The organism is Noviherbaspirillum sp. FW303-A3, from assembly GCF_058788695.1.
In genome coordinates, this window is record NZ_JBYTAZ010000001.1 from 353,683 (window position 1) to 377,733 (window position 24,051).

The following is a 24,051-nucleotide window of genomic DNA, read 5'->3' on the forward strand; positions in this document are numbered from 1 at the left end:
CTCCTTAAGGATTACTGAAGCGCAGGCGATACAGCGTCAAACCGGCGAGGTAGCACCCGGCGATAAGCATGACTAGTGCGCTGAGGAAAAACGGGGCGCGCGCATCGAGGGTCTGCACCGAGACGCCGGCAATCAGGCCGGCACCAACCGCGCCCCACTTGGAACTGCTTTCGAACCAGCCAAACGTCGCCCCGGCATTGACGTCATGGACGATGGCGGAAATCAAGGCATGCAGGCCGATGAAGCCGATGGTCATCGCCAGCCCCATCAGGACGCGCCAGACCGCTATCGACGACAACGCCGGTGCCAGTGCCTGGCCCAGCATGGAGGCGGCGAGCACCAGGTATGCCAGTGCCAGAGTAAGGACCAGGTTCCCCTGTCCCAGATAGCGGCCAAGCGGCACCGCGCAGAGCAGATACATCAGATGCGGCAATCCGAACAGCCAGCCGGCAAGCGCCGGCGATACCGAAGCGGCCTCCGACTGGATGAACGGCACAAAGTATGGAAACGTCATCACCGTGGCAAAAACGAACACAAACTGCAACGCGTAAATCTGCCGCGGCGTCGCCTCGATGGCCTTGCCTGATGCCGGTGGCGGAGCTTTACCTGCATCCTGCGTCTGCCGCGCCGGCAGCCGCCAGATGAGCACGGCGGCGAACAAGGGAAGCAGTGCCAGATAGCGGTACAAGACGAGCGGCGATTCGACCGTCGTCATCAACACGCCTAAACCGACCGGCGCAATCACTAGCGCGGCTCGAGCCGACCATTGCATCAATGTCAGGCTGCGAGTCAATGCAGCACTACTGACCACGGTTGCCAGATAGGCATTGGATGCGGAGAAGGTGCCACCGAGCAGTCCCTGCAGCAGCAGCGCGATGAAAAACACCCAGGTATTGGGTGCGAAGCCGGCCAGCAGGAAGCTTCCCGCCAGCCCCAGTTGCGCCCGCAGCAACAGCGGTTTTTTGCCGAATTTGTCCGCCAGCCTTCCCCACCATGGACTGCTGATCGCAGTGCAGAAAGTCGGCACCACATAGAGCCATCCTGCGAGATACACGGCGTCGCTATGCAAGGACTTTTCCAGAATCAGCGCGAAGAACGGCGGCATGCCCAACGCGGCAAACGCCGCGATGAAGTGGCCGGCCATGATGGTGCCGACGACAAGACGGCATGGATCATTTTTCATGCCGCCCTCAGGAAGTTGGGGGCGCTGCGTCCATAGAACTTGTTGACGTCGGCGGCGCCGGTTTCGCTCTTTTCCGCCAGAGTAGCGGCGATCAGAAGATATTTGATATACAGCCGGTCGTCTTCGAGCAGCACGCGACGTGCCAGCGCAATATCTTCGCCTTCGGCAGCCAGTTCCGCCAGCACGGCTTCGATCCGCTGCCGGACGTTGGCATACAGAGCTGCGGCTGACTGGCCGAGGATGGGTGCAAGATGTTCGACCAGGACCGCAATATTCAACTGCAGTGTGATCGTGGTAAACATCTGCGCCAGCGGCAATTGCTCCGTCACAGCAATGCGCAAATCCTGCAATCCCGCAAGATGCGACGCCAAGTCGGGCCAGCGCCGCTGAAGGTGTTCGAGATGGATGCGCGCCGCGTCATTGTCCTTGAGCAGCAGTCGCAGCCTCGGTTTGCTGCGGCTGACTACAATGACCGAGTTCTGCTGATTGGATTCCAGCGCGATGCCGTAACGCAGCCAGAGCAGCAAATGCAGCCGCAACGTCAGCTCCAGGTAATCGTTGAAGAACGCGGCGACATCATTGTCATAGCATTGCGCCGCCACCTCTTCCGCCACCAGCTTTCCGGACGGCGTGGATGCCATTAACGACGCGACTGGAATCAAGGTGCTGTCGCGCAGCGATTCTTCGGGATAACGCCGCAGGATATAGCCCATGAACATGCGGTTGTCGACATGCGCGCCGCGTTCTTCATCGGTCAGCAGCAAACGTCCTGCTATCGCTGGCTCGCGTGCCGCAATCGCACCCAATGTCGTCTGGATACTATGGCCGTCCCAAATCGTGCTTGGCTTGATGGTCCGGATATTTTTTGCGCCAAGTGTGCGTATCGTCAGCGGCAATTTCAGGTGCCACCCAGGCGCATCCAGCAACACCACGGTGCGTACCGATAAGGTCGGCGCCACCGTGAGGTATGGCAGCGGAGCCGGGGTCACCTGTCCTGCCAGCCCGCTCTCGCGCAGGAAGACGTCAAGCTGGCGGTCCCAGACAAAGGGGTGCACCGGGACCAGCGCATGCGCTTGCGCCATCGAGGAAGGCAGGCCAACGTCCTCGAAACTCGGCCATAGCGAAGGCCAGCCCTGTTCGCCGGCGATACTGGAATGGTGGAGTGCACGCGGTACTGCCACCCAGCGCAGTTGAAAGCTGCGCTGGAATTCAGGACCGTATGCGGCAAGCGCCTCCTCGTCGAAGCCGAGTTTGGCGCGCGCAGTCGGATACAGCGGGTGGTCAAGAAATGCGCCGAGCCTGTCGTAATGCAAGAGGCTGGCTTGCCATTCCGGCAGTTCGGCGCAAGCGCCAGCCAATCGCAGCTCCGCAAACCATCGTTCACGTTCGGCTTCGCTTGCTTCCCGGTGCGCCACCGCAATCCGGCATTCCTCGGCGAAAGCGTTGAACAAGGACGCCGCGTCCTCAGGAAGGCCGATGGCAAAGCATGCGATGATATCCTCCACCGCATGCAGCGCCCCCACCTTCCCGTCTTCCTGCCATAGCAGCGGCAGGCCGGCGCTGCGCCAGTCTTGCATGAACGACGCCTCTCGCACCGGAATCCACAGCAAGCCGGTCCCGAAGTGCGATACCTTCAGCCAGGCACAAGCTGCGGTTTCATACTTGCCGAGATCAGACGGCAAGACTGCGGGTGATACGAGTTCAGCACCACTCACGCATGCACGCACGTCTTCCCGCAACAGCGTATCCAGCACGCGCAGGGCGATATACTGCGCATGTTCCGAGCGAGCCGGTTCGATCGCCGGATCGAAAGCAGTCCCCATCGTAATCGCATTCATGCGGCAATCCCCCATGCCAGAGTGGCGCTGACCCGGTCCATTTCCGCACCGAGATGCAAGGCATTGGATCCGGTGCCGCGCAATACACCCAGGTAATCCTTGTTCGAATTCGTCAAGCTGACGAATTCGCCGGCTGAGCGCAACGGCCTGTAGGAAAGGTGCACCCCGTCCACGCGGTTGACGAACGCCTCCGGCACGTCAGACAGGCGCCCCGCGGACTGCACGGTGAAGTAGCGGATCAACGCGGCGTTCCGGGCCAGCTCGAGTTGCGGCAATGGCTCGCCCAGATACAGCTGCAGCACGGTTTCAAACAAGGGAATGCCGAGCGTATCCTGCAGCAGAAACTCACGGTAATCGCCGATGTTGCGGTAGTTGATTTCAATCAGGCGCGGCCCGTTTTCGGTCATCACATATTCGGTGTGGCATGCGCCGAAGCCAACGCCAAAGCGGCGGATCATGTCTGCCACCTGCGATTCCTGCCCAGAGGTCAAGCCGGTTCCCCATTTCGCTTCCAGTTCGACGAAATACGGCGGTGGCGAAATCTTTACCTGGAACCCGCCGAGTACGCAAAGCTGCTTGCCGTCGCCAAGCGTTTCCAGCGTATAGAGAGGACCTTCAATATATTCCTCGAGCAGCAGCGGCACCCCCGGCTGCACGGACCAGACGGCCGCGCATTGCGCCTCCAGCCCGGCACGGTCATAACTCAGCGTCACCTGCTGGCTGGCGACGCCCTCACGCGGCTTGACGATGCACGGAAACGGCACCTCATCCGCCACCTGCGCCAGCACTGTCTTGTCGCAGACAACGGCATGCCACAGCACGTCCAGTCCCTGGGTTTGCAGCTTGCTGCGCATTTCCGCCTTGTTTTTTGCACGGTAGGCGACATGCCAGTCCTTGCGGGGGAGATCGAAATAATCGGCAACGATGGCGGTGCTGGCCTGCAGGTGATCGCTGTTGGAGAAAATCGCCGCCGGCGTTTGCAAGCGGCAGGTAAGCACGCCTATGACAGCCAGCGGGTTGAACACGTCGCAGGCGATGATCTCGTTCGGATAAGCAGCCAATCCGGTTTGGCTGAAATGTTCCCGATGGGCTTCGGCATGGTCAGTCAGCAGCACGACCGACAAGCCCAGGCGTTGCGCTGCCGGAATAAAACCCTCATTGACGGAATCGGTGGGCACGTGGGCCAGAATGATCAGTTCTTTCATGATTTTCCTTAAAGATCGATTTGCAATGTCAAATGGAAGGCCTGCCCCGGCAAAGCCTGGACTGTGGTCTTCATCGAAATTGGTTGCGGAATGGAGGACACGGCGCATCCGTGTCCAGGGAGTCGCTATTCGCCGATCGGGATACTGCGATGGCAAGCCCAAGCCGGTACGGCGCATTCGCACGCACCACGGCTTGAATAGAACATTACGTAAGATGTGACCGCCAATTGGGCGGCAAGACATTCCACCCGGAGGGCATTGATGTGCATCGAATTCTCCTGAATTGAAAGCCGCGTAAAAAAAAGCGGGCTGCCGTTCCCGGAGAATGGGATCTGGTGGCTGGCTAATGCGGGAGGCGGTCAAAAGTGACCGCGATCTGGTTCGCGCGAAAAGTCATGCGCTAGCAGATGAATTAAATATTAATTTAAATGAGAATCATTCGCAACAAATTTATTGCACAAACGACTACTCTCCCGTGCGAGGCTTGAAACCGTCGATCGCGCTGATGTGTTTGAACGATGAAAACTGAATTTTCAGTTGTTCCGTCCGACACATCCGCCCTGTGCAGTCTAACGTCCCTCGTAAGAACGCAGCTTTTCGATATTGAGGATAGTGATTGTGCGGCCGTCCACGTTGATGAGTTGCTTCGCTACCAAATCGTGGAGGATGCGCGAGAAATGTTCCGGCGTGAGGTTCAGGCGCGACGCCAGCACCGTCTTGCTCACGGCCAGCGTGATCTGGTCACCGTCCTGCTGCGGCTCCGACTTCAGGAGGTAACCGATCACGCGCTGCGCACCTGAACTGAGCGAGTACGCCTCGACGTCCGAAATCAGCCCATGCAGGCGGCGGCTCAGCCCCGCCAGCATCTTGCGGGCAAATTTGGGATCGCGCTCGAGCTCGTCGAACACCGCCTGCTTCGGCACGTGCAGCAACAGCGCATCGGCCAGTGCCTGTGCCGCCACGATGTAGGGCTTCTCCATGAACATCAGTGCCTCGCCGAAGCTGTGGCCCGGCCCGATGATCTCCACCACCTTTTCGTTGCCGTCCGGAGACGTGAACGCGAGTTTTACCTGCCCGTAGATGACAATGTGGAACCCCACGCAGGGATCGCCGCGGCGGAAGATGACCTCGCCGCGCGCGACATGACTCTCGGTGACCGACTCGGCAATCTGCTTCAACTCTTCCGGGGGAATCTCATTGAACAGCGGCAGCTTGTTCAGGAATTCCTCGACCTTGACCTTGGTACTTGCCATGTCCGCCTCAACGCACGATCAGGACGGGAACTGCGGTCGACGCCAGCACCTTGGTCGCCACCGATCCCATCACCAGGTTACTCAGTGCGCCATGTCCGTGCGAACCCATGACGATCATGTCGACCTTGTTCTTCTTGACGTAGGACTGGATTTCCTGCGCGATGTCTCCCACCTTGTAGCCGGCGTGGAACGGAATGGCATTCTTGCGCAGCAATTTCTCGGAGGGTGCCAGGGCGGCCTCGGATTCTTCCTTGTAATAGTTGTTCACCACGTCGTTGCCGAGGAAGGAGCGCGCCCGCCCGGGCGGCAGGGGCAGCTTGACATGCAGCAAATGCAGTTCGGGCGGTTCGTTGAACCAGTTGAAATGCTTGATGACGTGCTTGACCGCCTTGATGCTGTAGCGGGAACCGTCAACGGCGATGAGGATTTTCATTTTTGTCCTTGAAACGGGCAACGAATCATTTTCTGAGCTGAATCAGTCTTCGCGGGCGATCATACGATGCCTTTGACCGTCATACCAGAGGAGGATGATCGGGAGCACCCGGGGAAATATCAAAATCACAATAAAATCCACTCATCCCGCCTTTCCGGAAAGGAGTCCCGCTTGAGCCCGCAGCCAGAAACTTCCCTCCATCACATCGTTATCGTCGGCGGCGGTGCCGGCGGACTGGAACTCGCCGTGCGCCTTGGCCGCAGCCTCGGACGGAAAGGCAAGGCACGCATCATCCTGGTCGATGCCGCCCGCACCCATTTGTGGAAGCCCCTGCTGCACCAGGTCGCCGCCGGCACCATGGACAGCCATGCGGACGAACTCGAATACCTTGCCCTCGCGCGCGCCAACCATTTCAGTTTTCGCCTCGGCCGCATGGACGGCCTGCATCGCGCCGACAAGGAGCTCTGCCTGGCGCCGACCTACGACGAAGAGGGCGAGGAAATCCTTCCGCGCCAATCCATCAAGTATGACACCCTGGTCCTTGCCATCGGCAGCCAGACCAACGATTTCGGCACGCCCGGCGTGCATGAACACACGATCATGCTGGATTCTCCCGAATCCGCCGAACGCTTTCACCAGCGCCTGATCAATTCCTGCCTGCGCGCCCAGGCCAAGTCCAAGGGACCGGGCGAAGGACGCTTCACCGTGACCATCATCGGTGGCGGCGCCACGGGTGTCGAGCTCTCCGCCGAGCTGCACCTGACAACGAAGGTCCTGTCCAGCTATGGCCTCGCCAACTTCGACCCGGAAAAAGACCTGAAGATCGTGATTGTGGATGCCGGTTCGCGCATCCTCAATGCCCTTCCCGAACGTCTCTCCGCAGCCGTCGCGCACGAATTGCGTCTGCTCGACATCGACGTTCACACGAACGAACGCGTGGTCGAAGTGCGCAAGGATGGCGTACAGATGGGAAGCGGAAAATTCATCCCGAGCGGGATCGTGGTGTGGTGTGCCGGCATCAAGGTGCCGGATTTCCTGAAAGACATCGACGGGCTGGAGAGCAATCGCATCAACCAGTTGCTCGTGCATCGCACGCTGCAGACGACGCGCGATCCGTCGATCTTCGCGATGGGGGATTGCGCCGCGTGCCCGCAGGGAGATGGACAGCCGCCCGTCCCACCGCGCGCACAGGCCGCGCACCAGCAGGCGACGCTGCTTGCAAAGTCATTGCGCCGCATGCTGGAAGACAAGCCGCTGCTCGAGTTCACTTACCACGACCGCGGCTCGCTGGTATCGCTGGGCGACTACAGCGCGGTGGGAAGCCTGATGGGTGCGATCGCACGCGGTTCAGTCTTCATCGAAGGCCACATCGCGAAGTGGATGTACTGGTGGCTGCACAAGCATCACCAGATTACCGTCAACGGATGGTTCCAGACCTGGCTCGCGACCTGGGCTGAAACCATCGACTGGGCGCGCAATCCCCGCATCAAGCTGCACTGAGGGTTCGCGATTATCGCCGCCGTGGCGCGCCACACGTCTTCTATCTGATCCCGATCCACCGATCGAGCGAAACCTTTCCCGCGCCACGGGCGAACAGATACAGCAGCAACCCGGCCCAGGACAAGTGTGTCGGCCACGCCTCCGGATAGACGAACACCTGGATGACGGTGACCATGCCCAGGAGCGCAAACGCGGACAAGCGGGTGAACAATCCGAGCACGAGCAGGATCGGGAACAGGTGCTCCGCATACGTCGCGGCATGTGCGGCGATGTCGGGCGGGATGAGGGGCACCTTGTACTCTTCCCGGAAAAGCGCCAGCGCGCTGTCGTTCACCGACAGCAGGCCGTCCACTTTGGTACGGCCGGACAGGAAGAAGATCGCGGCGACGGCAAACCGGTCGACCAGCGCGAGCGTGGAATGACCGATCAGCGCATCAAGTCGATCCGCAAGGCGATTCCATCTGCCCGCGACGCTGCCTGGCACCGGCATGGGATTCGTTGTAGAGACGGTCATGGCGTTTCCTTCCATCGTTGCGTGTTTGCATGCCCGGACAGCGCGCCGGCATCGAGCAGGGTCGCGATCAATCGTGCGATATCGGTATGCGCATCCGCTTCAAGTGCCGCCGCAGCAGCATCGACCAGCGGCCGCCCTGCCGCGCATGCATCGAGAAAAGCGCAGTGCGCCGGGCCGACTTCCATCCACCGCACCTCCGCGTCACGCCGGAAAAGCAAGGCTCCCTCCCCCTTCCAGCCAAGTTCTTCACGGCGGCCTCCATCGCTGCGGTTGGCGCTCCAGATGGCGTAGACAGGCAGGTTGTCAAACCATTTCCAGCGGGTCGAAGCCCGCGGGCGGACCACAGTCGAGCCAAGCGCATCCGGTGCCAGCGCGAGCAGACTGGCAGGATCCTGCGCGTCATCGTCAAGCGCGGCATGGCACTCGATCCAGAATCGGTCAAGGCGGGCGACGCCGGGAAGATAGGGCAAGTCAAAGGCGGGCGGAAAATGCGCGAGAAAATCAGGAAAGTGCTCGCCGTAAAACAGCAGGCGCGCATCAAGCGGCGGCTGCTCGCGCACATAGACCGATGCGGCCTCGCGGAACCATGGCTCGCCGACCAGCTGCACCACTGCAGGAAAATTCGCAAGCAAGGCATCGACGCAAGCTTTGATGACCGTATTACGGTAGACGGAAAATCCAGGTTGGCTAACAAGCGCGGCAAATCGCGGATCGGCAACTCCCGTGGTCAGGATGCGTGCAAAGCCATCCTGGAAAGCCGCAAGCGACGATATGCCGTTCATGCCGCCTCCTTTATCGATCCTCGCAATATCCCGTCGGCGTGATTGCGTTCGGCCAGCAACTCGTCAAAAGACGGCAGGCGGTCGTCGCGCTCGATAAGCGTGGGTCGCAGCCCGGCGCGGGCGACAAACCGTTCGTAAAGCGCCCATACTTCCGCTGCAACCGGCGCGTCATGCGAATCGATGAGCAGGGAATTGGCCAGACGGGAATCCGCGCTGTGTCCGGCAAGATGGATTTCCATCACCGCCTCTGCGGGAAAGCGGTCGATGTAGCCGGCGGCGGAATAGCCGAGATTACGTGCGCCAACGTACACGTTGTTGATGTCCAGCAGCAGGCCGCATCCCGTCCGTCGCACGATCTCGCGCAGGAAATCGATCTCGTCCCACGCATGGCCATCCAGATGCACATAATGCGAGGGATTTTCAATCGCGATCAGACGCCCGAGCGCGTCCTGAGTCCGACCAATGTTGTCGGTGATGCGACGCAATGCTTCGCCGGTCCGCGGGAAAGGCAACAGATCCGGGTGGTAAGCGCCGCGCCAGGCCGACCATGCGAGATGCTCGGACACCAGCGCCGGCGCGATCCGCTGCGCCAGCGCTGCCATCCGCTGCAAATGGACCGGATCGGGCGGGCAGTCCGCAGCCAGCGAGAGCGCCACACCGTGAAGCGACACCGGATGTTTTTCCCGGATCGCCTCCAGCCATGCGAGGCGCGCTCCCCCGTCCACGAAATAGTTTTCGGGGTGCACCTCATACCACATGCCCTCCGCCGCGCAGTCCAATGCGGCGTCGAAATGCACAGGCTTGAGACCGATTCCTGCGGTCAGCGTGGGCTTCATTGGCGCGGCTCCCGTGCACGTATCAGGACGTGATCGGCTTCAGCGAGCCGCTGCCCTTCGGGGTCTTGATCGTGGTGCAGGTGCCCGTTGGGACATACTTCCAGGCGTTGCCCTGGTAATCCACTTTCGCAGTTCCGGCACAGCTCGTACCGGCGCCTGCGGCGCAGTCGTTCTTTCCGGCCATCGAGACGCCATAGCACTTCTCCATCGCGGCCTTCTTGTCCATCATCTGCTTGTCCTGTTCCATCTTGTCCTGCGCCATGGCAATGCCCGACGCAAGGGCAGCGAGGGTGATGACGGAGGTGGCGAGTGCACGGTTTTTCATGAGATGAGCTCCTGTAAAATGGTTTGTCAATTCGACCTCGCCAATCGGCCGGTCTGCATGCTAATTCGTAAAGAAGAAGATCGCGGTTACACGGCCACGGAAAAAATGCAGAAAAAATATTTTCGATCCGCGTGTAACCAAACGTCCGTCCCGAACGAATGACAATTCAGGACATCATGAAAGAGGAGCATTTGCGCGAACTGATGATGCGGGGACTGGGCGGCGACCGGGTCGCCTACCAGGCATTTCTGAAGGATCTGAGCGCGCACCTGCGGGCCTTCTACAGGAGGCGCCTGGTTCGCCTGCCTGATGAGGTCGAAGACCTGGTACAGGAAACATTGATTGCCGTGCATAACCAGCGCCACACCTACGAGCCCGACCAACCGCTCACGGCCTGGGTACATGCGATTGCGCGCTACAAGCTGATCGACATGCTGCGCCGGCGCGCGAGCCACGACGCACTCACCGATCCGCTGGACGATGACCTGGACGCCCTCGCGCGTTCGGACACCGAAGCCGCCGACGCGCAGCGCGACGTCGCAAGGCTTCTCGAACAGCTGCCGGATCACCATCGACTGCCGATCCAATATGTGAAATTGAACGGACTGTCAGTGGCGGAGGCGGCCCATGCCACCGGCATGTCGGAGTCGGCCGTCAAGGTCGGCGTGCATCGCGGCCTCCGTGCACTTGCGGCGTTGATAAGGGGGGAAAAGTGAAGACCGATGACCTGATCGCCATGCTGGCCGCAGGCGCAAGCCCGGTGGAATCAGGCGCCGCGACGCGCCAACTGCGCCGCGCACTGGCTTGGGGCATGCCATGTGCGGCTCTTCTCATGGCCATCTTCCTGGGCGTGCGCCCCGACCTGCGCGAGGCGGCGCTGCTCCCAATGTTCTGGCTCAAGTTCCTGTTTCCCGCCAGCGTCGCGGCGCTGGCCTTTGCGATCGCACAGCGCCTGTCCCGCCCAGGCGCGCGCCTGGGACGACTGCCGGCGGCACTCGTGGCCGTCTTCATCACGCTCTGGCTGGTCGGCGCGGCCTCCTTGGTCATGGCAGCACCGTCGCAGCGTGGCGAGATGCTGTTTGGAGAGTCGTGGGATTCCTGCCCGTTCAACATTGCCTTTTTGTCCGTGCCGATGTTTGCCGCCACCATGTGGGCAATGAAGGGCCTGGCGCCGACGAGGCTTTCGCTTGCAGGAGCGGCAGCCGGCCTGCTGGCCGGCGCGGGCGCGGCAGCCGTCTATGCGTTGCATTGTCCCGAAATGCAACCGTCCTTCCTCGGCATCTGGTACGTCGCCGGGATGCTGATCCCGACCGCCGCCGGTGCGCTTGCAGGACCGAAACTGCTGCGCTGGTAGGAAACATGCTTCAAGCGTCGTGCAGGTCCGGTTGCACGACGCCTGATCATCAGGACGCCCCGCGGTGGCGGTGGCGCCCCTTCCCGTGCTGGAACTCGGCGTCGAAGATCTTCTGCTGCTCGGGCGTCAGCACCGCGTAGAACTCCTTGGTCGCGGCGATGCGGTCGGCCATGCGCTTTTCGTGTTCCTGCATGAAACCGAACATCTTCTCCATGCGCTCCGGCGCGGGCAGCTTGTCGATCTCGGCTCGGTCGGGACGCTTCGGCGGTTCCTGCGGCTTGATCCGCGCAATGTAGTTCTTCCACGCGCCTTCCTGGCTTGCATTCAGCTTGAGCTTGTCGTGCAGTTCGGACTGGCGCTTTTCAAAGTGGGCCGCCATCTTCTCCGGCGACCTGCCGTGCTCGCCGAACGCCGCCGGCCCGGCGCCCATCGGTCCGCATCCCGGCCTGTCGGCATAAGCCGCGAACGACGCGGCGCCGAGGCCGGCAGCCATCACACCGATCAAGAAACGTTTGCGAAATGTGGTCATGATCCTTCCTTCTCTGTTGTTGAACTCGTGCCCTTTGCACGGTTCCCATGATGCTGCCGCAATGTATCCGCACCGTGTCGCGGGCCGGCGATGTTGTAGCGGCAAGTAGCAGGCACGACCGGCTTTGTATCGCTCTGTATCAATCGTTTCCGGAAGGATCGCCGCGATACAATTCGCTAACTTTCACGCATCCCGACTTGCGATAATGCGTCCATGGAAACTCCCTCCCGCATCCTGATCGTCGACGACGACCGCGAAATCAGCGCCCTCCTGGCCGAGTACCTGGAGAAGAACGGCTACCGCACCTCCACCGCCGGCGACGGCAAGGCGATGTGGAAGGCGCTGGACGAGCATCGCATCGACCTCATCGTCCTGGACCTGAACCTGCCGGGCGACGACGGCCTGACACTCTGCCGCAACCTGCGTGCGCGTTCCAGCATCCCGGTGATCATGCTGACTGCGCGCGGCGAACCGGTCGACCGCATCCTCGGCCTCGAAATGGGGGCGGACGACTACGTACCCAAGCCGTTCGAGCCGCGCGAACTGTTCGCGCGCATCCGCAGCGTCTTGCGCAGAACGCAGGCCGCGCCGGCTTCGCCGCAGTCATCCGAATCTCAGATGGTGCACTTTGCGGGCTGGGTCATGGATACCACCGCGCGCCATCTGATCAATCCGCAGGGCGTGGTCGTCGCCCTGTCCGGCGCCGAATTCCGCCTGCTGAAGATCTTCCTCGACCATGCGAACCGCGTGCTCAGCCGCGACCAGCTGCTCAACATGACTGCCGGACGCGATGCCGATCCTTTCGACCGCTCCATCGACCTGCAGATCAGCCGCCTGCGGCAAAAGCTCGGCGAAGACGCACGCTCGCCGCAGATCATCAAGACGGTGCGCAATGAAGGTTACGTCCTGGCCACGGTGGTGACGCGCGAATGAAAGCCATCTTCCAGTCGATGACAAGCCGCGTGATCCTGGTGCTGCTCGCCGGTGTGATTGCGAGTGCGCTCATTACCCTCGGCCTCGCATTTGACGAGCGGCAAAGGATGATCGGCCAGTTCCGCGACTATCACGCGGTGGAACGCATCGCGCAGTTCATCCTGTCTTTCGACACGGTCACCCCCGACATGCGCGCGCCCTTCCTTTCCGCCGCACGCGGCGTCGGAATGCGTGCAGAGGCGGCGTCAACCGGGGACGAAGCGGCCGCCACCCGTTCCGAACTCGCCGCCATGCTCGAACGCCGCCTTCCCGATGGATATCGCATTGCCTCTGCTGCAGTACGCCCCGAGGATTGCGACTTCAGCCACCGCCCTCACCGCAGGCGGCAATCCGAACTGCGTCCGCTGTGCGAATCCATGCTGGTCACCCTGCCCGACGACTCGCGCCTGCGCCTGACGGTCCTGCCGCCCCGCCCGCCGCCGATTGCGCCGCGGGGCGACTTCACCGTCTACGCAATCCTGTTCCTCCTCAGTATCGCCATCCTTGCCGCCATCGTGGCGCGCATGACGATGCGTCCGCTGAAGCAGCTGGCGCAGGCCGCCACCGAACTGGGCAACGACATTGAACGCCCCCCGCTGCCCGAACGCGGCGCGACCGAAATCCGGCAGGCGGCAGCGGCCTTCAACGCCATGCAGACGCGTATCCGGACGCATATCCGCCAGCGCGCCCAGATCCTGGCTGCAATCACGCATGATCTGCAGACGCCGCTGACCCGTTTGCGGCTGCGCCTGGAGAAAGTGGAGGACGCAGAGCTGAGGGAAAAACTGATCGGCGACCTGACCGCGATGCAGGGGATGGTGCGCGAAGGCCTGGACCTGGCGCGCAGCATGGATGCGGCCGGGCCGATGCAGCGGCTGGACCTCGATTCGCTGGTCGACAGCGTTTGTTCCGACGCTATCGATGCAGGACAGGATGTTTCGCTTGAAGGCAGTACGGGCGCCGCACTGATGGCCCGCCCGATCGCCCTGCGCCGTTGCCTGACCAACCTGATCGACAATGCGTGCAAGTACGGCGGCTTCGCGAGGATTGAGATTCGCCGGGAAGGCCGCACAGCCGTGGTTCGCATCAAAGACGGCGGCCCGGGCATCCCGGAAGAAGAAATGAAAAACGTGTTCGAGCCGTTCTATCGCATCGAAGCATCGCGCTCGCGTGAAACCGGGGGCACCGGCCTCGGCCTGACGATCGCACGGAACATTGCAGAACAGCACGGCGGAAGCATCAGCCTGCTAAATCTTCCGGAGAAAGGGCTGGAAGTCACGCTCACCCTGCCCTGCGTGGAATAATCGATTTAGAGTTTCCCGGCCTTGCGAAGGCGGCTCGTGAGCCCCTCGGCGATGTCCTTGTGCTCGTATTTCGCCGCGAAGTCGATCGCATTCATCCCGAGGTCGTTCTTCAGTGTGGCGTCCGCGCCTTCATCGAGCAACAGCTTGACGGTGTAGATGTGGCCGCCGCGCGCGGCCATCATCATCGGCGTCGTCTTGTTGGGCGATTCGGCATCGATATATGCAGACTTGTCGAGCAACAGGCGGACGATGTCATTATGGCCGCCAGCCGCCGCATAATGGAGCGGCGCCCAGCCCGGCCGGTTCACTTCCGCGCCCTTGGCCAGCAGGGCTTCCACGGCGGCCTTGTTGCCCTTGAAGCAGGCGATCATCAGCGCCGTGTCGCCATTGCCGGACTTTGCTTCGAGATCGATGTCCGGCGCGTTGAGCAGCAGCTCGAACACCGCCATCGAATCTTCCCGCAACGCCAGGATCATGCCGGTATCGCCCCTTTCCGGCTCGATGATATTCGGATCGAGGCCGCGCGCCAGGAGCGATTTCACGATGGGTGCATGGTCGATCTTCACAGCGCGGAAAAATTCGACGTACGCGCCGGCGGCAAAGGCGGTCCGGGGCAGCATGGCGAATGCCGGAACTGCCGATAGTGCGACGAGCAGCCGCCTGTGCCGGGAAACGCGGGCGGTCATGCCGCCCTCGCGGTCTTGAACAGGTCGAAAAAGTTCTCTGTCGTCGCTTTTGCAACGTCCTCGAGCGGCAATTCCTTCAGTTTGGCAAGGAATTCGGCTACGTGGCTGACGAAGCCCGGTTCATTCATTTTGCCCCGGTGCGGCACGGGGGCAAGATACGGTGCGTCGGTTTCGATCAGCATGCGTTCCAGCGGCACTGCGCGCGCCACAGCCTGCAGGTCCTTCGCACTCTTGAAGGTGACGATGCCGGAAAACGAGATGTAGAAACCCATTTCCATCGCGGCTTCCGCCACCTGCAGCGACTCCGTAAAGCAGTGCATGACCCCGCCGGCGCCGCCGGCATCGGTACCCGCGCCCTCTTCCCGCATGATGCGGATCGTATCTTCGGAGGCCGCCCGGGTATGGATGATCAATGGTTTGCCTGTCGCGCGGGACGCGCGGATGTGGGTGCGGAAGCGTTCGCGCTGCCACTCGAGATCGCCTTCCAGCCGGTAGTAGTCGAGTCCGGTCTCACCGATGCCGACGATCTTCGGATGCTGCGACAGCCGCACGAGGTCGTCGACGCTGACTTCGGGCGTTTCCTCATAGTCGGGATGGACGCCGACGGAGGCATAGATGTTGGGATATTTTTCCGCCAGTTCGAGCACCGACGGAAACTCCGGCATGTTCACGGACACGCACAGCGCGTGCGTGACCTTGCTCTCCGCCATCTTGCTGAAAATCTCGGGCAGGCGGACCGATAACTCGGGGAAATTGATGTGGCAATGGGAATCGATATACATCCCGTCATTTTACTGCCACACAGCTCAGGCGACGCGCTTGCCCAGGATATCCAGGTCGCGCTCGATGCCATCGAGGGTTGCCACGCGCGGCATGTGCGCCCAGCGTTCGAAACCGAAAGCTTCAAACAGCTTCAGGCTGGGCGTGTTGTGCCCGAAGATGAATCCGAGCAAGGTATGCACACCGACTTTCGGCGCGAAGGCAATCGCTTCGGTCAGGAAGTAGCGCCCCAGCCCCTTGCCGCGCGCATCTTCATGCAGGTAGATCGACAGTTCCGCCGTGCCGTTGTACGCCGGACGGCCATAGAAGTTGGAGTAGGACAGCCAGCCGATGACCTTGCCGTTCTCCTCGGCCACCCACAACGGACGCCGCTCGGGCGTGTGCTCCGCAAACCAGGCATGGCGCGATTCCACCGTCACCGGTTCGGTGTCGGCGGTCACCTGCCGGGAAGGCACGGTGCTGTTGTAGATATCGACGATGGCGGGAAGGTCTTCGAAACGGGCGAGGCGATGCGTATAGGACATGAGGGGAGACGGATTTTTCTTATAGGGTATGGGTGGCGCGCGTGGAGCGCAGCGCGGCGCCGAGCAATTCTTCGATACGGTGCTTGACGCGCTGGCCGCTCTCGTCCGACGAGAAATGCACGCCGATGCCCTGCGCCTTGTTGTTGTTGGCGCCGGCCGGCGTGATCCACGCGATCTTGCCTGCGATCGGATACTTGGTCGGGTCGTCCATCAGCGTCAGGATCAGGTAGATCTCGTCGCCGATCTTGTAAGGTTTGTTGGTCGGCACGAAGATGCCGCCGTTTTGCAGGAATGGCATGTATGCGGCATACAACGCCGCCTTTTCCTTGATCGGCAAGGACAGGACTGATGGACGCGCGACCGCCGCGCCGCCGGCGCCGGGAGGGATCGGGCTCACAGTATTTTCGGCCATGACAATCCTTGCTTGTCTGTCAGTTGGGGAAAAGCGATGCGTATTCCAGCAACATGTCTTCGATGAACAGCTTGGCGGACAACGGGTGGTCGGCAATCGCGCGCCGTTCGTTGACTGCCTTCAGCGCCTGCACCAGGCTCCCCACGTCGACGACCTGCGCCAGCGCCGCGAGCTCCTTCCGATACCGCGGATAATACCGGATTCTGCCGGAAAGTTTGAGCGAAAACACGTCGTAGAGCCAACGCTGCAACCACGCCACAAGATCTGTCACGGGGGCTTTCTGCAGCTTCTCCGCCGCCTTCAGCGCTCCTTCCACGCCCGGCTTCGCCAGCATGCGCAGTAGCTCGTCCATGGTTTCTCGGGTGTCTCCCTGTGCCGACGCCAGGGCCGCCAGCGGCGCGCCGCCCTGCTCCGACAGCCAGACATCCGCATCGTCGACGCCCTGCGCCTTCAGCCACGCCAGCGCCTCCTCCTGTAACGGCATCGCAAGCGCAAACTTGCGGCAGCGCGACAGGATAGTCGGCAAAAGCCGGTCGAGGTTGTTGGAGACGAGCAGGAACAGGGTAGCCGGCGGCGGCTCTTCCAGCGTCTTGAGCAAGGCATTGGCCGCAGCCGTGTTCAATGCTTCGGCCGGGTACAGCAGGACGATGCGCATGCCCTGGCGGTGCGTGGATACATTCATGAAATCGGCCAGCGCGCGGATCTGGTCGATCTTGATTTCCTTGGACGGCGCCTTGGCGGATTTCCCCTTCTTGCCCTCGCCTGCCTCCGCGCCCTCCTCGGAGTCGCTTGCGCCGTCTTCTTCCAGCACTTCGGGGCGGACGCGGCGGTAATCGGGGTGGCTGTACTGCACAAACCAGCCGCAAGGGTCGCACTGGCCGCAGGCATGTCCATCCGCCGTGGGCGACTGGCACAGGAGCGACTGCGCCAGGTGTTCGGCAAATGCCGTTTTGCCAATGCCTTCAGGACCGTGGAACAGGATGGCATGCGGCAGCCGCCCGCGCAGTTGTTGCAATTGCTGCCACGGTGCCTGCTGCCATGAATAGAGTGTCGGCGACATGTGAATCAAATACCGGAAACGATCTGCTCGAGTTCGCGCTGGATGTCCGCAATCGGGCGCGTGGAATCGATCACGCGGAAACGCGCCGGATGGGCGGCGGCGCGGCGCAGATATCCGTTGCGGGTCGCAGCGAAAAAGTCCGCCTTTTCCTGCTCGAACTTGTCCAGCTCCCGCGTCGCATCCAGCCGCGCACGCGCCACTTCAAGAGGAACGTCGAACAGCAGCGTCAGGTCCGGCTGCAAGTTGGGATGCACCCAGCGCTCCAGCGCCTCCAGCTTGTCGAGCGCCAGTTTGCGCCCGCCGCCCTGGTAGGCGAAGGTGGCATCGGTAAACCGGTCGGAAATCACCCAATCGCCGCGCTGGAGCGCGGGCTCGATCACCTGTGCGATGTGCTCGCGGCGGGAGGCGAACATCAGCAAGGCCTCGGTTTCGAGGTGCATTTTCTCGTGCAGCAGCAGTTCGCGCAGCTTCTCGCCCAGCGGCGTGCCGCCCGGCTCGCGCGTGACGATAACCTGTTTTCCGCGCGCCCTTAGCAAGTCGGCAACATAGGCGAGGTGCGTGGATTTGCCTGCGCCGTCGATACCTTCAAAAGTGATGAATTTCCCTGATGCCATCTTTTTGTTGTCCTGCGATCCAGCCGGCATTATCGCTGGTATTTGTTCACCGCGCGGTTGTGATCGGCAAGGTTGTTGGAAAACTCGCTGGTTCCGTTGCCGCGGGAGACAAAATACAGCACGTCGGAGGTAGCAGGATTCAGGGCTGCGGCCAGCGATTCCGCGCCGGGCAAGGCGATCGGCGTCGGCGGCAGGCCCGGCCGGGTATAGGTGTTGTACGGCGTATCGGTTTCCAGGTCCTTCCTGCGGATATTTCCCTGGAAGCGCTCCCCCATCCCGTAGATGACGGTGGGATCGGTCTGCAGCAGCATGCCAAGCCGCAGGCGGTTGACGAACACTGCGGCGATCATGTTGCGCTCGGATTTCTGTCCGGTTTCTTTTTCAACAATCGAGGCCATGATCAGCGCCTCGTAGGGCGACTTGTACGGCACGTTGGATGCGCGTTTGCTCCATGCTTCTTCCAGGCGCTTTTGCAGCAGCGCGTGCGCCTGCTTGTAGATCTGCAGGTCGCTCGATCCCTTGGCGAACAGGTAGGTATCCGGGAAAAACAGGCCTTCCGGGTGTTTGTAGTCGGGTGCAATTTTCGCCAGCAGCTCCTTGTCGGACAAACCCGCGGTGTCATGCCGGATTTTTGGATGCGTGTCGATCGCCTGGCGCATCTGCTTGAACGTCCAGCCTTCGATGATGGCAAGCGATTCCTGCGCAAATTCGCCGCGTACCAGCTGGTCGATCAGGGTCATCGGCGTGGTTCCCGGCTTTAGTTCATAATTCCCGGCTTTCAGCCTGGTGCTCTTGCCGGAGAAGCGCGCGAGGAGATGGAAGAGCGTGGGGTTGAGCGGCACACCCGCGTCGGCAATCTGGTCCGCGCTGCTCCTGACGCTGCTGCCGGGCTTGATCGCGAATTCGATGGGCGGTTCTCCCGTGGAGAGAATCGGCCGATGCGCCCAGTAGGCGAGCATCGCAGAGATGAAAAGCGCCAGGATGATGATGGCTGCGAGAAACTTTTTGATCAAAACCAGACCTTTACAGTGGGTGCCGGCCGGACCGGAGCGGCGCCGAACGGCTTTTTGAAGACGTCACTATAATCAAGCCATGATGATAATGGCTAATCCCGCAATTACTTGAGCGTATGACTGAAACGACGAACACATGGTTGCAATTCCTGGAACAGCAAGGCGCGCACTTCGATGAGACCGGGCGCGTCTCCGGGTTCGGCAGCACGATAGCGCAAGGCGGCCTGCAGCGCGGCTTTGTCGCTCCGCTCACCGATACCGGGCTGATCGCGGCGACAGGCGAAGATGCCGCCGTCTTCCTCCATAACCAGCTCACCAACGACGTCGAGCATCTCGGCACGCAGGAAGCTCGCCTTGCCGGCTACTGCTCGGCCAAGGGCCGCCTGCTGGCGACCTTCCTGATGTGGAAGCGCGACAGCGCGATCATGCTGCAACTGCCGCGCCAGATCCAGGCGCCTGTGCAGAAGCGATTGCAGATGTTCGTCCTGCGTTCGAAAGTCAAGCTGGCCGACGTCACCAACGAGCAGGCATTGCTCGGCCTTGGCGGCGAAGCCGCTGCCGCAACGCTGGCGAAGTGGTTCCCGCAAATGCCCGCTGCCCCGTTTTCCAGGGTGGATTCCGAAAACGGTTCCTTGATCCGCTTGCCGGATGCCTTCGGCCAGGCGCGCTACCAGTGGAGCGCACCGCCCGCCATCGCCGAGGCGGCATGGCCGGAAATGATCAAGACGCTCTCCCCCGCCGCCACCGCGTTGTGGCGCCTTACCGAAATCCATGCCGGCATACCGCTGGTCGTGCAGGCGACGCAGGAGCAGTTCGTCCCGCAAATGATCAACTTCGAACTGATCGGCGGCGTCAATTTCAAGAAGGGATGCTATCCGGGCCAGGAAATCGTGGCGCGCAGCCAGTACCTCGGCAAGCTCAAGCGGCGCATGCTGCTTGCGTCGGTGGACGCCGAGGGCGTGGCGCCGGGCACCGAGGTGTACTGGAGCGGAGATCCGGAGCAGCCCTGCGGCATGATCGTCAATGCGGAACGGAATCCGGAAGGCGGAACCGACTGCCTGGTGGAAACGAAGATGTCCGCCATCGAGGAAGGCACGATCCGGATCGGCTCCGTGTCGGGTGCCGTGCTGCGCTTTGTGCAGCTCCCTTACCCGCTGCCGGCGTAAGGCCAGCCATCCGGGCATCGCATGGATTTGTACATCTACTACCGGGTACGCAATGAAGACGCGGCCGCATTGCAGGCGCGCGTATCGGCCATGCAGCATCGCCTTGCAATCGAAGCCGGTGTCGCAGGCTGCCTCAAGCGCCGCCCGGAAGAAAAAGACGGCCGCCAGACATGGATGGAGGTCTACCAGGCGGTGCCGGATGGATTCGATACAAGCCTCGATGCTGCCGTCATCCGCAGCGCCCTTGCCGATCTCATCGACGGGCCGCGCCACACAGAACATTTTATGGACATTCCCCCATGTGCCTGATCGTCTTCGCCTGGAAGGTCGTACCGGGTATTCCCCTGCTGGCCGCAGCCAATCGCGATGAATTCTATGAGCGTCCTGCTGCACCTGCCGCATGGTGGGAGGACCAGGCGCACATTTACGCCGGCCGCGATCTGCAGGGCGGCGGCACGTGGATGGGCGTGACGCGCGAGGGCCGTTTTGCCGCCATCACCAATATCCGCGCACCGTCCGAAAAAAGGGATGCCGCCCCGTCGCGCGGTGAAATCGTCGCCGGCTACCTGTCGGGCATCGCCGCGCCACAGCAGTTTGTCGACGACATCGCGTCGCGCGCGGGGCAATACAACGGTTTCAACCTGCTGGTCGGCAACCGTGAAGAGCTGGTCTGGTATTCGAACGGATCGCCCGACGATGCGCGCAACGGAAAGCCCTTGCCGCCCGGCGTCTATGGACTGTCCAACGGCTCGCTCGATTCGCCCTGGCCCAAGGTCGTCAGGACAAAGGCGCAGTTTTCCAGCCTGCTGTGTCAGGGAGCGCCTGAAGACGCCTACTTTGAAATGCTGGCAGATACCTCACAGGCGCCCGATTGCCGGCTTCCGAGCACCGGCGTCAGCCTGGAGTGGGAACGCATCCTGTCATCCGTATGCATCGAGTCGCCGATATACGGAACGCGATCATCGACTGTCGTGCGCCTGCCGGGGAGCGGCACGCCGGTACTGCGCGAGCGCCAGGTCAGGTAAGCGCGCGCCGCATGTGGATGTGGGGAATTCCCGCTTCCATGAAAATTTCTCCCTCGCGGCGGAAGCCATAGCGTTCGTAAAAGGGTTCCGCCTGCGTCTGCGCATTGAGCATCACTTCGCGGTCGCCACGTTGGCGTGCGGCATCCACCAGTGCTTCGAGCATGAGCGCCCCGATCCCCTGGCCGCGCGCAGGCCGACTGACGGCCATCCGTCCGATATGTCCATCCGGAAGGAGCCGCCCCGTGCCAACCACCTGACCCTCAGCGTCGTAAGCCAGGGCATGCACGCAGCGGGCGTCCATCTCGTCCCATTCCATCTCGAGCGGCACCTTCTGTTCGACCACGAAGACCTCGTAGCGGACAGCCTGTGCATCCTGCCGCTGCGTCTCCCAATCGCCCAGCGTTACACGGATGCTCATAGCGCCGCCGGCGGCAGTTTTTCAAATCGCGTAATGGCCTCGCGCCATGCATCCGGCCAGGGAACGCCCCTGCGGATGCTGGTGTCGGCGTAGACATACACAAGTTCGCCGGAAATCAGGTGTTCCTCACCATGATGGATCTCGACGACGAAGCGCACCGATGTCCGTCCGAAACCGGCGCAGCGCACACCAATGTCCAGTACATCGTCGAAACGTGCCGGCGCCTGGTATTCGATGGTCGCCTTGCGGGCAAACATTTCCTTCCCCTCCTGCGCCTGCTGCAACACCCCAGGCAGCCCCGTGGCTCGCCAGTATTCGGTGAATGCGACGTCGAAATAGGTCAGGTAATGGCCGTTGAAGACGATGCCCTGCATGTCGACTTCGGCCCAGCGCACCCGCAGGGAATGGAAAAAGGAAAAATCTTCGCGTGCCATGATGGATGGAGTGATGGGGGAGCCGGTCATTATGAACGATCCTTGCGGATCGTTCATATGCCTACTGCGAGAGGAAGCCGCGAATCAGCCGGTTGATCCGCTCGGGCTGCTCATGGATGACCCAGTGCGAGCCCTCCGGAATACGCTCGATCTTCAGGTCGTCGATCAGAGCATCCAGGCCGTTGAGCAATGACTTGGGCAAGGCAATGTCGCGCTCGCCCCAGATCACCCGTGTCGGAACGCGCACGCGGAAGTCCTCCGGATTCAGCTGCAGCTTTGCCGGGCCGGCGTGCTCTTTCGTCGGCGGATGCAGCGGCGACGCGCGGTAGTAGTTGACGCCGCCGGTCAGGCCGCGCGACCAGCATTCGTGGTAACGCGCCCTCACCTCGGGCGTGAACCAGGGCGTCGGCGACTGTCCCATGCCGTTCAGGAGTCCTTCCAGCAGCTTGAACTCATCCTTGGCCAGCGCGCTTTCCGATCCTTCCGCACGCAGCCAGTTCATGTACTCGCTCGCCGACTTCTGCTCGGGATCGCTGGCCAGCGCCTGCGCGAACAGGTAGGGATGCGGCGAGTTGACGATGATGAGCTTGTGCAGCAATTGCGGGAGCGCGATGGCGAAGTTCCACGCAATCGCCCCGCCCCAGTCGTGCGCCACCATGACGAATTTCTCGTAGCCCAGGTGCTCGGCGAGAAGGCGGAGGTCATCGACAATATGCTTCGCCTTGTACTGTGCAAGGTCGAGCGGCATGTCCGATTTATTGAAGCCGCGCAGGTCCGGCGCGACCGCAAAATAGTCGACGCCGAACTCCGCCAGCTGCGCTTCCCATTCGTACCAGAACTCGGGAAAGCCGTGTACGAACAGGATCAGCGGCCTGCCCTTCTCGCCTGCGCTTGCATAGTGCAGGCGCATGCCATTCGGCAGCTCGGCGAACTGGTTGTCCTGGATGATTGTGCCCATATTGCCCATCGCCGCTTATTGAACGCCCATCTTGGCTTGCAGCATCTGGCGTACCTGGGGCGCAGCCGCAAACGGATCGGTCGGGTTGCGCTGTAGGACGATGTCCTCCATGCGGGTCTGGACATTGCCCAAAGCCTGCGGATGCGAATAGACGTAGAACGCGCTGTCGCGAATGGCATTGAACGTGCGTTCAGCGACTTCTGCTGCCGTGACCTTGCCGGAAGTGACCGCCTTCTCCGACACGGCGCGTTGCGCCATCTGGCTGGCGGTCAGGCTGCCTTCTTCCTTCACATCGTCCGGACGGTTGCGTTCCGACTGGTGGATGCCGGTCGGCACAAAGTACGGGCACAGCACCGACGCGCCGATCGGCGCCTTGATCAGTTGCAGGTCATGGAACAAGGTTTCCGACAGCGACACCACGGCATGCTTGGAAACGTTGTAGACCCCCATGTTCGGCGCGTTCAGCAGGCCGGCCATGGAAGCGGTGTTGACGATGTGGCCCTGGTAGTTGGGGTCCTTCTTCGCGCACTCCAGCATCAGCGGGGTGAAGGTGCGCACGCCGTGGATCACGCCCCACAGGTTGACGCCCAATACCCATTCCCAGTCGGCGATGGAGTTTTCCCATACGAGGCCCCCCGAGCCCACACCCGCATTGTTGAACACCAGGTGCACGGCGCCGAAGCGTTCCATGGTGGCATCGGCCAGTGCCTTGACCTGCTCCGCCTTGCGCACGTCGCAGCGCACCGCAAGCACTTGCGCGCCCTGCGCTTCCAGCTCGGCCTTCACCTTGTCCAGCGCATCCTGCTGCACGTCGGCCAGCACCAGCTTCATGCCGAGGCGCGCGCCGATAATGGCGAATTCACGACCGAAACCGCTGGCGCCGCCGGTAATGACGGCGACTTTTCCGTGGAAGTCTTTCATGTTGGATTCTCC

General features: G+C 61.7%; 29 protein-coding genes. 8 read left to right on the top strand and 21 right to left on the bottom strand.

What is annotated here, in order from left to right:
* Positions 1-4 precede the first annotated feature (4 nt).
* From AC3WOY_RS01650 to AC3WOY_RS01670, 5 genes are all read right to left on the bottom strand, one after another.
* Complete coding sequence (locus AC3WOY_RS01650) at positions 5-1,183, bottom strand: MFS transporter (protein WP_492420637.1); 1,179 nt, start codon at positions 1,181-1,183, stop codon at positions 5-7.
* A complete protein-coding gene (locus tag AC3WOY_RS01655) occupies positions 1,180-3,021 on the bottom strand; it encodes an IucA/IucC family protein (protein ID WP_492420638.1) in 1,842 nt (613 codons plus the stop codon). Before AC3WOY_RS01655 ends, AC3WOY_RS01650 begins: the two co-directional genes overlap by 4 nt.
* Positions 3,018-4,226 (bottom strand): ATP-grasp domain-containing protein, encoded by a 1,209-nt coding sequence (locus AC3WOY_RS01660; RefSeq protein WP_492420639.1) that lies wholly within the window; start codon positions 4,224-4,226, stop codon positions 3,018-3,020. The genes AC3WOY_RS01655 and AC3WOY_RS01660 overlap by 4 nt, the downstream gene beginning before the upstream one ends.
* 569 nt (positions 4,227-4,795) lie before the next feature.
* On the bottom strand, positions 4,796-5,479 hold the full coding sequence (locus AC3WOY_RS01665; protein ID WP_492420640.1) for a Crp/Fnr family transcriptional regulator: 684 nt from the start codon (positions 5,477-5,479) through the stop codon (positions 4,796-4,798).
* 7 nt (positions 5,480-5,486) lie between these two features.
* Positions 5,487-5,912: a universal stress protein gene (locus AC3WOY_RS01670; protein WP_492420641.1), complete on the bottom strand. Its 426-nt coding sequence runs from the start codon at positions 5,910-5,912 to the stop codon at positions 5,487-5,489.
* A 171-nt stretch (positions 5,913-6,083) separates the two neighbouring features.
* Between AC3WOY_RS01670 and AC3WOY_RS01675 the strand changes: the two genes are divergently transcribed.
* Positions 6,084-7,412, top strand: coding sequence for an NAD(P)/FAD-dependent oxidoreductase (locus AC3WOY_RS01675; protein ID WP_492420642.1), 1,329 nt, complete (start codon positions 6,084-6,086; stop codon positions 7,410-7,412).
* Positions 7,413-7,452: 40 nt separating this feature from the next.
* Here the strand turns inward: AC3WOY_RS01675 and AC3WOY_RS01680 are convergent, their stop codons facing one another.
* Genes AC3WOY_RS01680 through AC3WOY_RS01695 form a run of 4 tightly spaced genes read right to left on the bottom strand, consistent with a single transcriptional unit; the run spans position 7,453 to position 9,869 of the window.
* Complete coding sequence (locus AC3WOY_RS01680) at positions 7,453-7,926, bottom strand: DoxX family protein (RefSeq protein ID WP_492420643.1); 474 nt, start codon at positions 7,924-7,926, stop codon at positions 7,453-7,455.
* Positions 7,923-8,708 carry an HvfC/BufC family peptide modification chaperone gene (locus tag AC3WOY_RS01685; protein ID WP_492420644.1) on the bottom strand — a complete coding sequence of 262 codons (786 nt, stop codon included), beginning with the start codon at positions 8,706-8,708 and terminating at the stop codon, positions 7,923-7,925. Before AC3WOY_RS01685 ends, AC3WOY_RS01680 begins: the two co-directional genes overlap by 4 nt.
* A complete protein-coding gene (gene bufB, locus AC3WOY_RS01690; protein ID WP_492420645.1) occupies positions 8,705-9,544 on the bottom strand; it encodes an MNIO family bufferin maturase in 840 nt (279 codons plus the stop codon). Before bufB ends, AC3WOY_RS01685 begins: the two co-directional genes overlap by 4 nt.
* A 22-nt stretch (positions 9,545-9,566) precedes the next feature.
* Positions 9,567-9,869: a BufA1 family periplasmic bufferin-type metallophore gene (locus AC3WOY_RS01695; RefSeq protein WP_492420646.1), complete on the bottom strand. Its 303-nt coding sequence runs from the start codon at positions 9,867-9,869 to the stop codon at positions 9,567-9,569.
* Positions 9,870-10,027: 158 nt separating this feature from the next.
* Between AC3WOY_RS01695 and AC3WOY_RS01700 the strand changes: the two genes are divergently transcribed.
* Together AC3WOY_RS01700 and AC3WOY_RS01705 are read left to right on the top strand one after the other, a co-directional pair.
* Positions 10,028-10,585 (top strand): sigma-70 family RNA polymerase sigma factor, encoded by a 558-nt coding sequence (locus AC3WOY_RS01700; RefSeq protein ID WP_492420647.1) that lies wholly within the window; start codon positions 10,028-10,030, stop codon positions 10,583-10,585.
* Entirely contained in the window at positions 10,582-11,223 is a 642-nt protein-coding gene (locus AC3WOY_RS01705) for an NrsF family protein (RefSeq protein WP_492420648.1), read from the top strand. The genes AC3WOY_RS01700 and AC3WOY_RS01705 overlap by 4 nt, the downstream gene beginning before the upstream one ends.
* 49 nt (positions 11,224-11,272) lie before the next feature.
* Here AC3WOY_RS01705 and AC3WOY_RS01710 read toward each other — a convergent pair whose 3' ends face one another.
* Positions 11,273-11,752 carry a Spy/CpxP family protein refolding chaperone gene (locus tag AC3WOY_RS01710; protein ID WP_492420649.1) on the bottom strand — a complete coding sequence of 160 codons (480 nt, stop codon included), beginning with the start codon at positions 11,750-11,752 and terminating at the stop codon, positions 11,273-11,275.
* Positions 11,753-11,965: 213 nt separating this feature from the next.
* Here AC3WOY_RS01710 and AC3WOY_RS01715 point away from each other — a divergent pair, with 213 nt between their 5' ends.
* Both AC3WOY_RS01715 and AC3WOY_RS01720 read left to right on the top strand, forming a co-directional pair.
* Positions 11,966-12,685, top strand: a complete 720-nt coding sequence (locus tag AC3WOY_RS01715; protein WP_492420650.1) for a response regulator — start codon at positions 11,966-11,968, stop codon at positions 12,683-12,685.
* Positions 12,682-14,028, top strand: coding sequence for an ATP-binding protein (locus tag AC3WOY_RS01720; RefSeq protein ID WP_492420651.1), 1,347 nt, complete (start codon positions 12,682-12,684; stop codon positions 14,026-14,028). The genes AC3WOY_RS01715 and AC3WOY_RS01720 overlap by 4 nt, the downstream gene beginning before the upstream one ends.
* A gap of 5 nt (positions 14,029-14,033) precedes the next feature.
* On the opposite strand, the gene AC3WOY_RS01725 is transcribed toward AC3WOY_RS01720, so the two are convergent.
* Genes AC3WOY_RS01725 through mltG form a run of 7 tightly spaced genes read right to left on the bottom strand, consistent with a single transcriptional unit; the run spans position 14,034 to position 19,114 of the window.
* Entirely contained in the window at positions 14,034-14,714 is a 681-nt protein-coding gene (locus AC3WOY_RS01725; protein WP_492420652.1) for an ankyrin repeat domain-containing protein, read from the bottom strand.
* A complete protein-coding gene (locus AC3WOY_RS01730; RefSeq protein ID WP_492420653.1) occupies positions 14,711-15,496 on the bottom strand; it encodes a TatD family hydrolase in 786 nt (261 codons plus the stop codon). The genes AC3WOY_RS01725 and AC3WOY_RS01730 overlap by 4 nt, the downstream gene beginning before the upstream one ends.
* 24 nt (positions 15,497-15,520) lie before the next feature.
* Positions 15,521-16,018: a GNAT family N-acetyltransferase gene (locus tag AC3WOY_RS01735; RefSeq protein WP_492420654.1), complete on the bottom strand. Its 498-nt coding sequence runs from the start codon at positions 16,016-16,018 to the stop codon at positions 15,521-15,523.
* Between the two features lie 19 nt (positions 16,019-16,037).
* The gene (locus AC3WOY_RS01740; RefSeq protein WP_325019331.1) at positions 16,038-16,430 is read right to left on the bottom strand and encodes a PilZ domain-containing protein; all 393 of its coding nucleotides are present in this window, start codon (positions 16,428-16,430) and stop codon (positions 16,038-16,040) included.
* 19 nt (positions 16,431-16,449) lie between these two features.
* Positions 16,450-17,490: a DNA polymerase III subunit delta' gene (locus AC3WOY_RS01745; RefSeq protein ID WP_492420655.1), complete on the bottom strand. Its 1,041-nt coding sequence runs from the start codon at positions 17,488-17,490 to the stop codon at positions 16,450-16,452.
* A 5-nt stretch (positions 17,491-17,495) separates the two neighbouring features.
* On the bottom strand, positions 17,496-18,104 hold the full coding sequence (gene tmk, locus AC3WOY_RS01750) for a dTMP kinase (protein WP_492420656.1): 609 nt from the start codon (positions 18,102-18,104) through the stop codon (positions 17,496-17,498).
* A 29-nt stretch (positions 18,105-18,133) separates the two neighbouring features.
* Positions 18,134-19,114: an endolytic transglycosylase MltG gene (mltG, locus tag AC3WOY_RS01755; protein WP_492429139.1), complete on the bottom strand. Its 981-nt coding sequence runs from the start codon at positions 19,112-19,114 to the stop codon at positions 18,134-18,136.
* Positions 19,115-19,233: 119 nt separating this feature from the next.
* Between mltG and ygfZ the strand changes: the two genes are divergently transcribed.
* Genes ygfZ through AC3WOY_RS01770 form a run of 3 tightly spaced genes read left to right on the top strand, consistent with a single transcriptional unit; the run spans position 19,234 to position 21,308 of the window.
* The gene (gene ygfZ, locus AC3WOY_RS01760) at positions 19,234-20,283 is read left to right on the top strand and encodes a CAF17-like 4Fe-4S cluster assembly/insertion protein YgfZ (protein WP_492420657.1); all 1,050 of its coding nucleotides are present in this window, start codon (positions 19,234-19,236) and stop codon (positions 20,281-20,283) included.
* A gap of 21 nt (positions 20,284-20,304) precedes the next feature.
* Positions 20,305-20,592 (top strand): DUF4936 family protein, encoded by a 288-nt coding sequence (locus AC3WOY_RS01765; protein ID WP_492420658.1) that lies wholly within the window; start codon positions 20,305-20,307, stop codon positions 20,590-20,592.
* A complete protein-coding gene (locus tag AC3WOY_RS01770; protein ID WP_492420659.1) occupies positions 20,583-21,308 on the top strand; it encodes an NRDE family protein in 726 nt (241 codons plus the stop codon). Before AC3WOY_RS01765 ends, AC3WOY_RS01770 begins: the two co-directional genes overlap by 10 nt.
* Here the strand turns inward: AC3WOY_RS01770 and AC3WOY_RS01775 are convergent.
* Genes AC3WOY_RS01775 through AC3WOY_RS01790 form a run of 4 tightly spaced genes read right to left on the bottom strand, consistent with a single transcriptional unit; the run spans position 21,301 to position 24,039 of the window.
* Positions 21,301-21,726, bottom strand: a complete 426-nt coding sequence (locus AC3WOY_RS01775) for a GNAT family N-acetyltransferase (protein ID WP_492420660.1) — start codon at positions 21,724-21,726, stop codon at positions 21,301-21,303. The genes AC3WOY_RS01770 and AC3WOY_RS01775 overlap by 8 nt on opposite strands.
* A complete protein-coding gene (locus AC3WOY_RS01780; protein WP_492420661.1) occupies positions 21,723-22,190 on the bottom strand; it encodes an acyl-CoA thioesterase in 468 nt (155 codons plus the stop codon). The genes AC3WOY_RS01775 and AC3WOY_RS01780 overlap by 4 nt, the downstream gene beginning before the upstream one ends.
* Before the next feature lie 31 nt (positions 22,191-22,221).
* Positions 22,222-23,118, bottom strand: coding sequence for an alpha/beta fold hydrolase (locus AC3WOY_RS01785; RefSeq protein WP_492420662.1), 897 nt, complete (start codon positions 23,116-23,118; stop codon positions 22,222-22,224).
* 15 nt (positions 23,119-23,133) lie between these two features.
* Positions 23,134-24,039, bottom strand: coding sequence for an SDR family oxidoreductase (locus AC3WOY_RS01790; protein WP_492420663.1), 906 nt, complete (start codon positions 24,037-24,039; stop codon positions 23,134-23,136).
* Between the last annotated feature and the right edge of the window lie 12 nt (positions 24,040-24,051).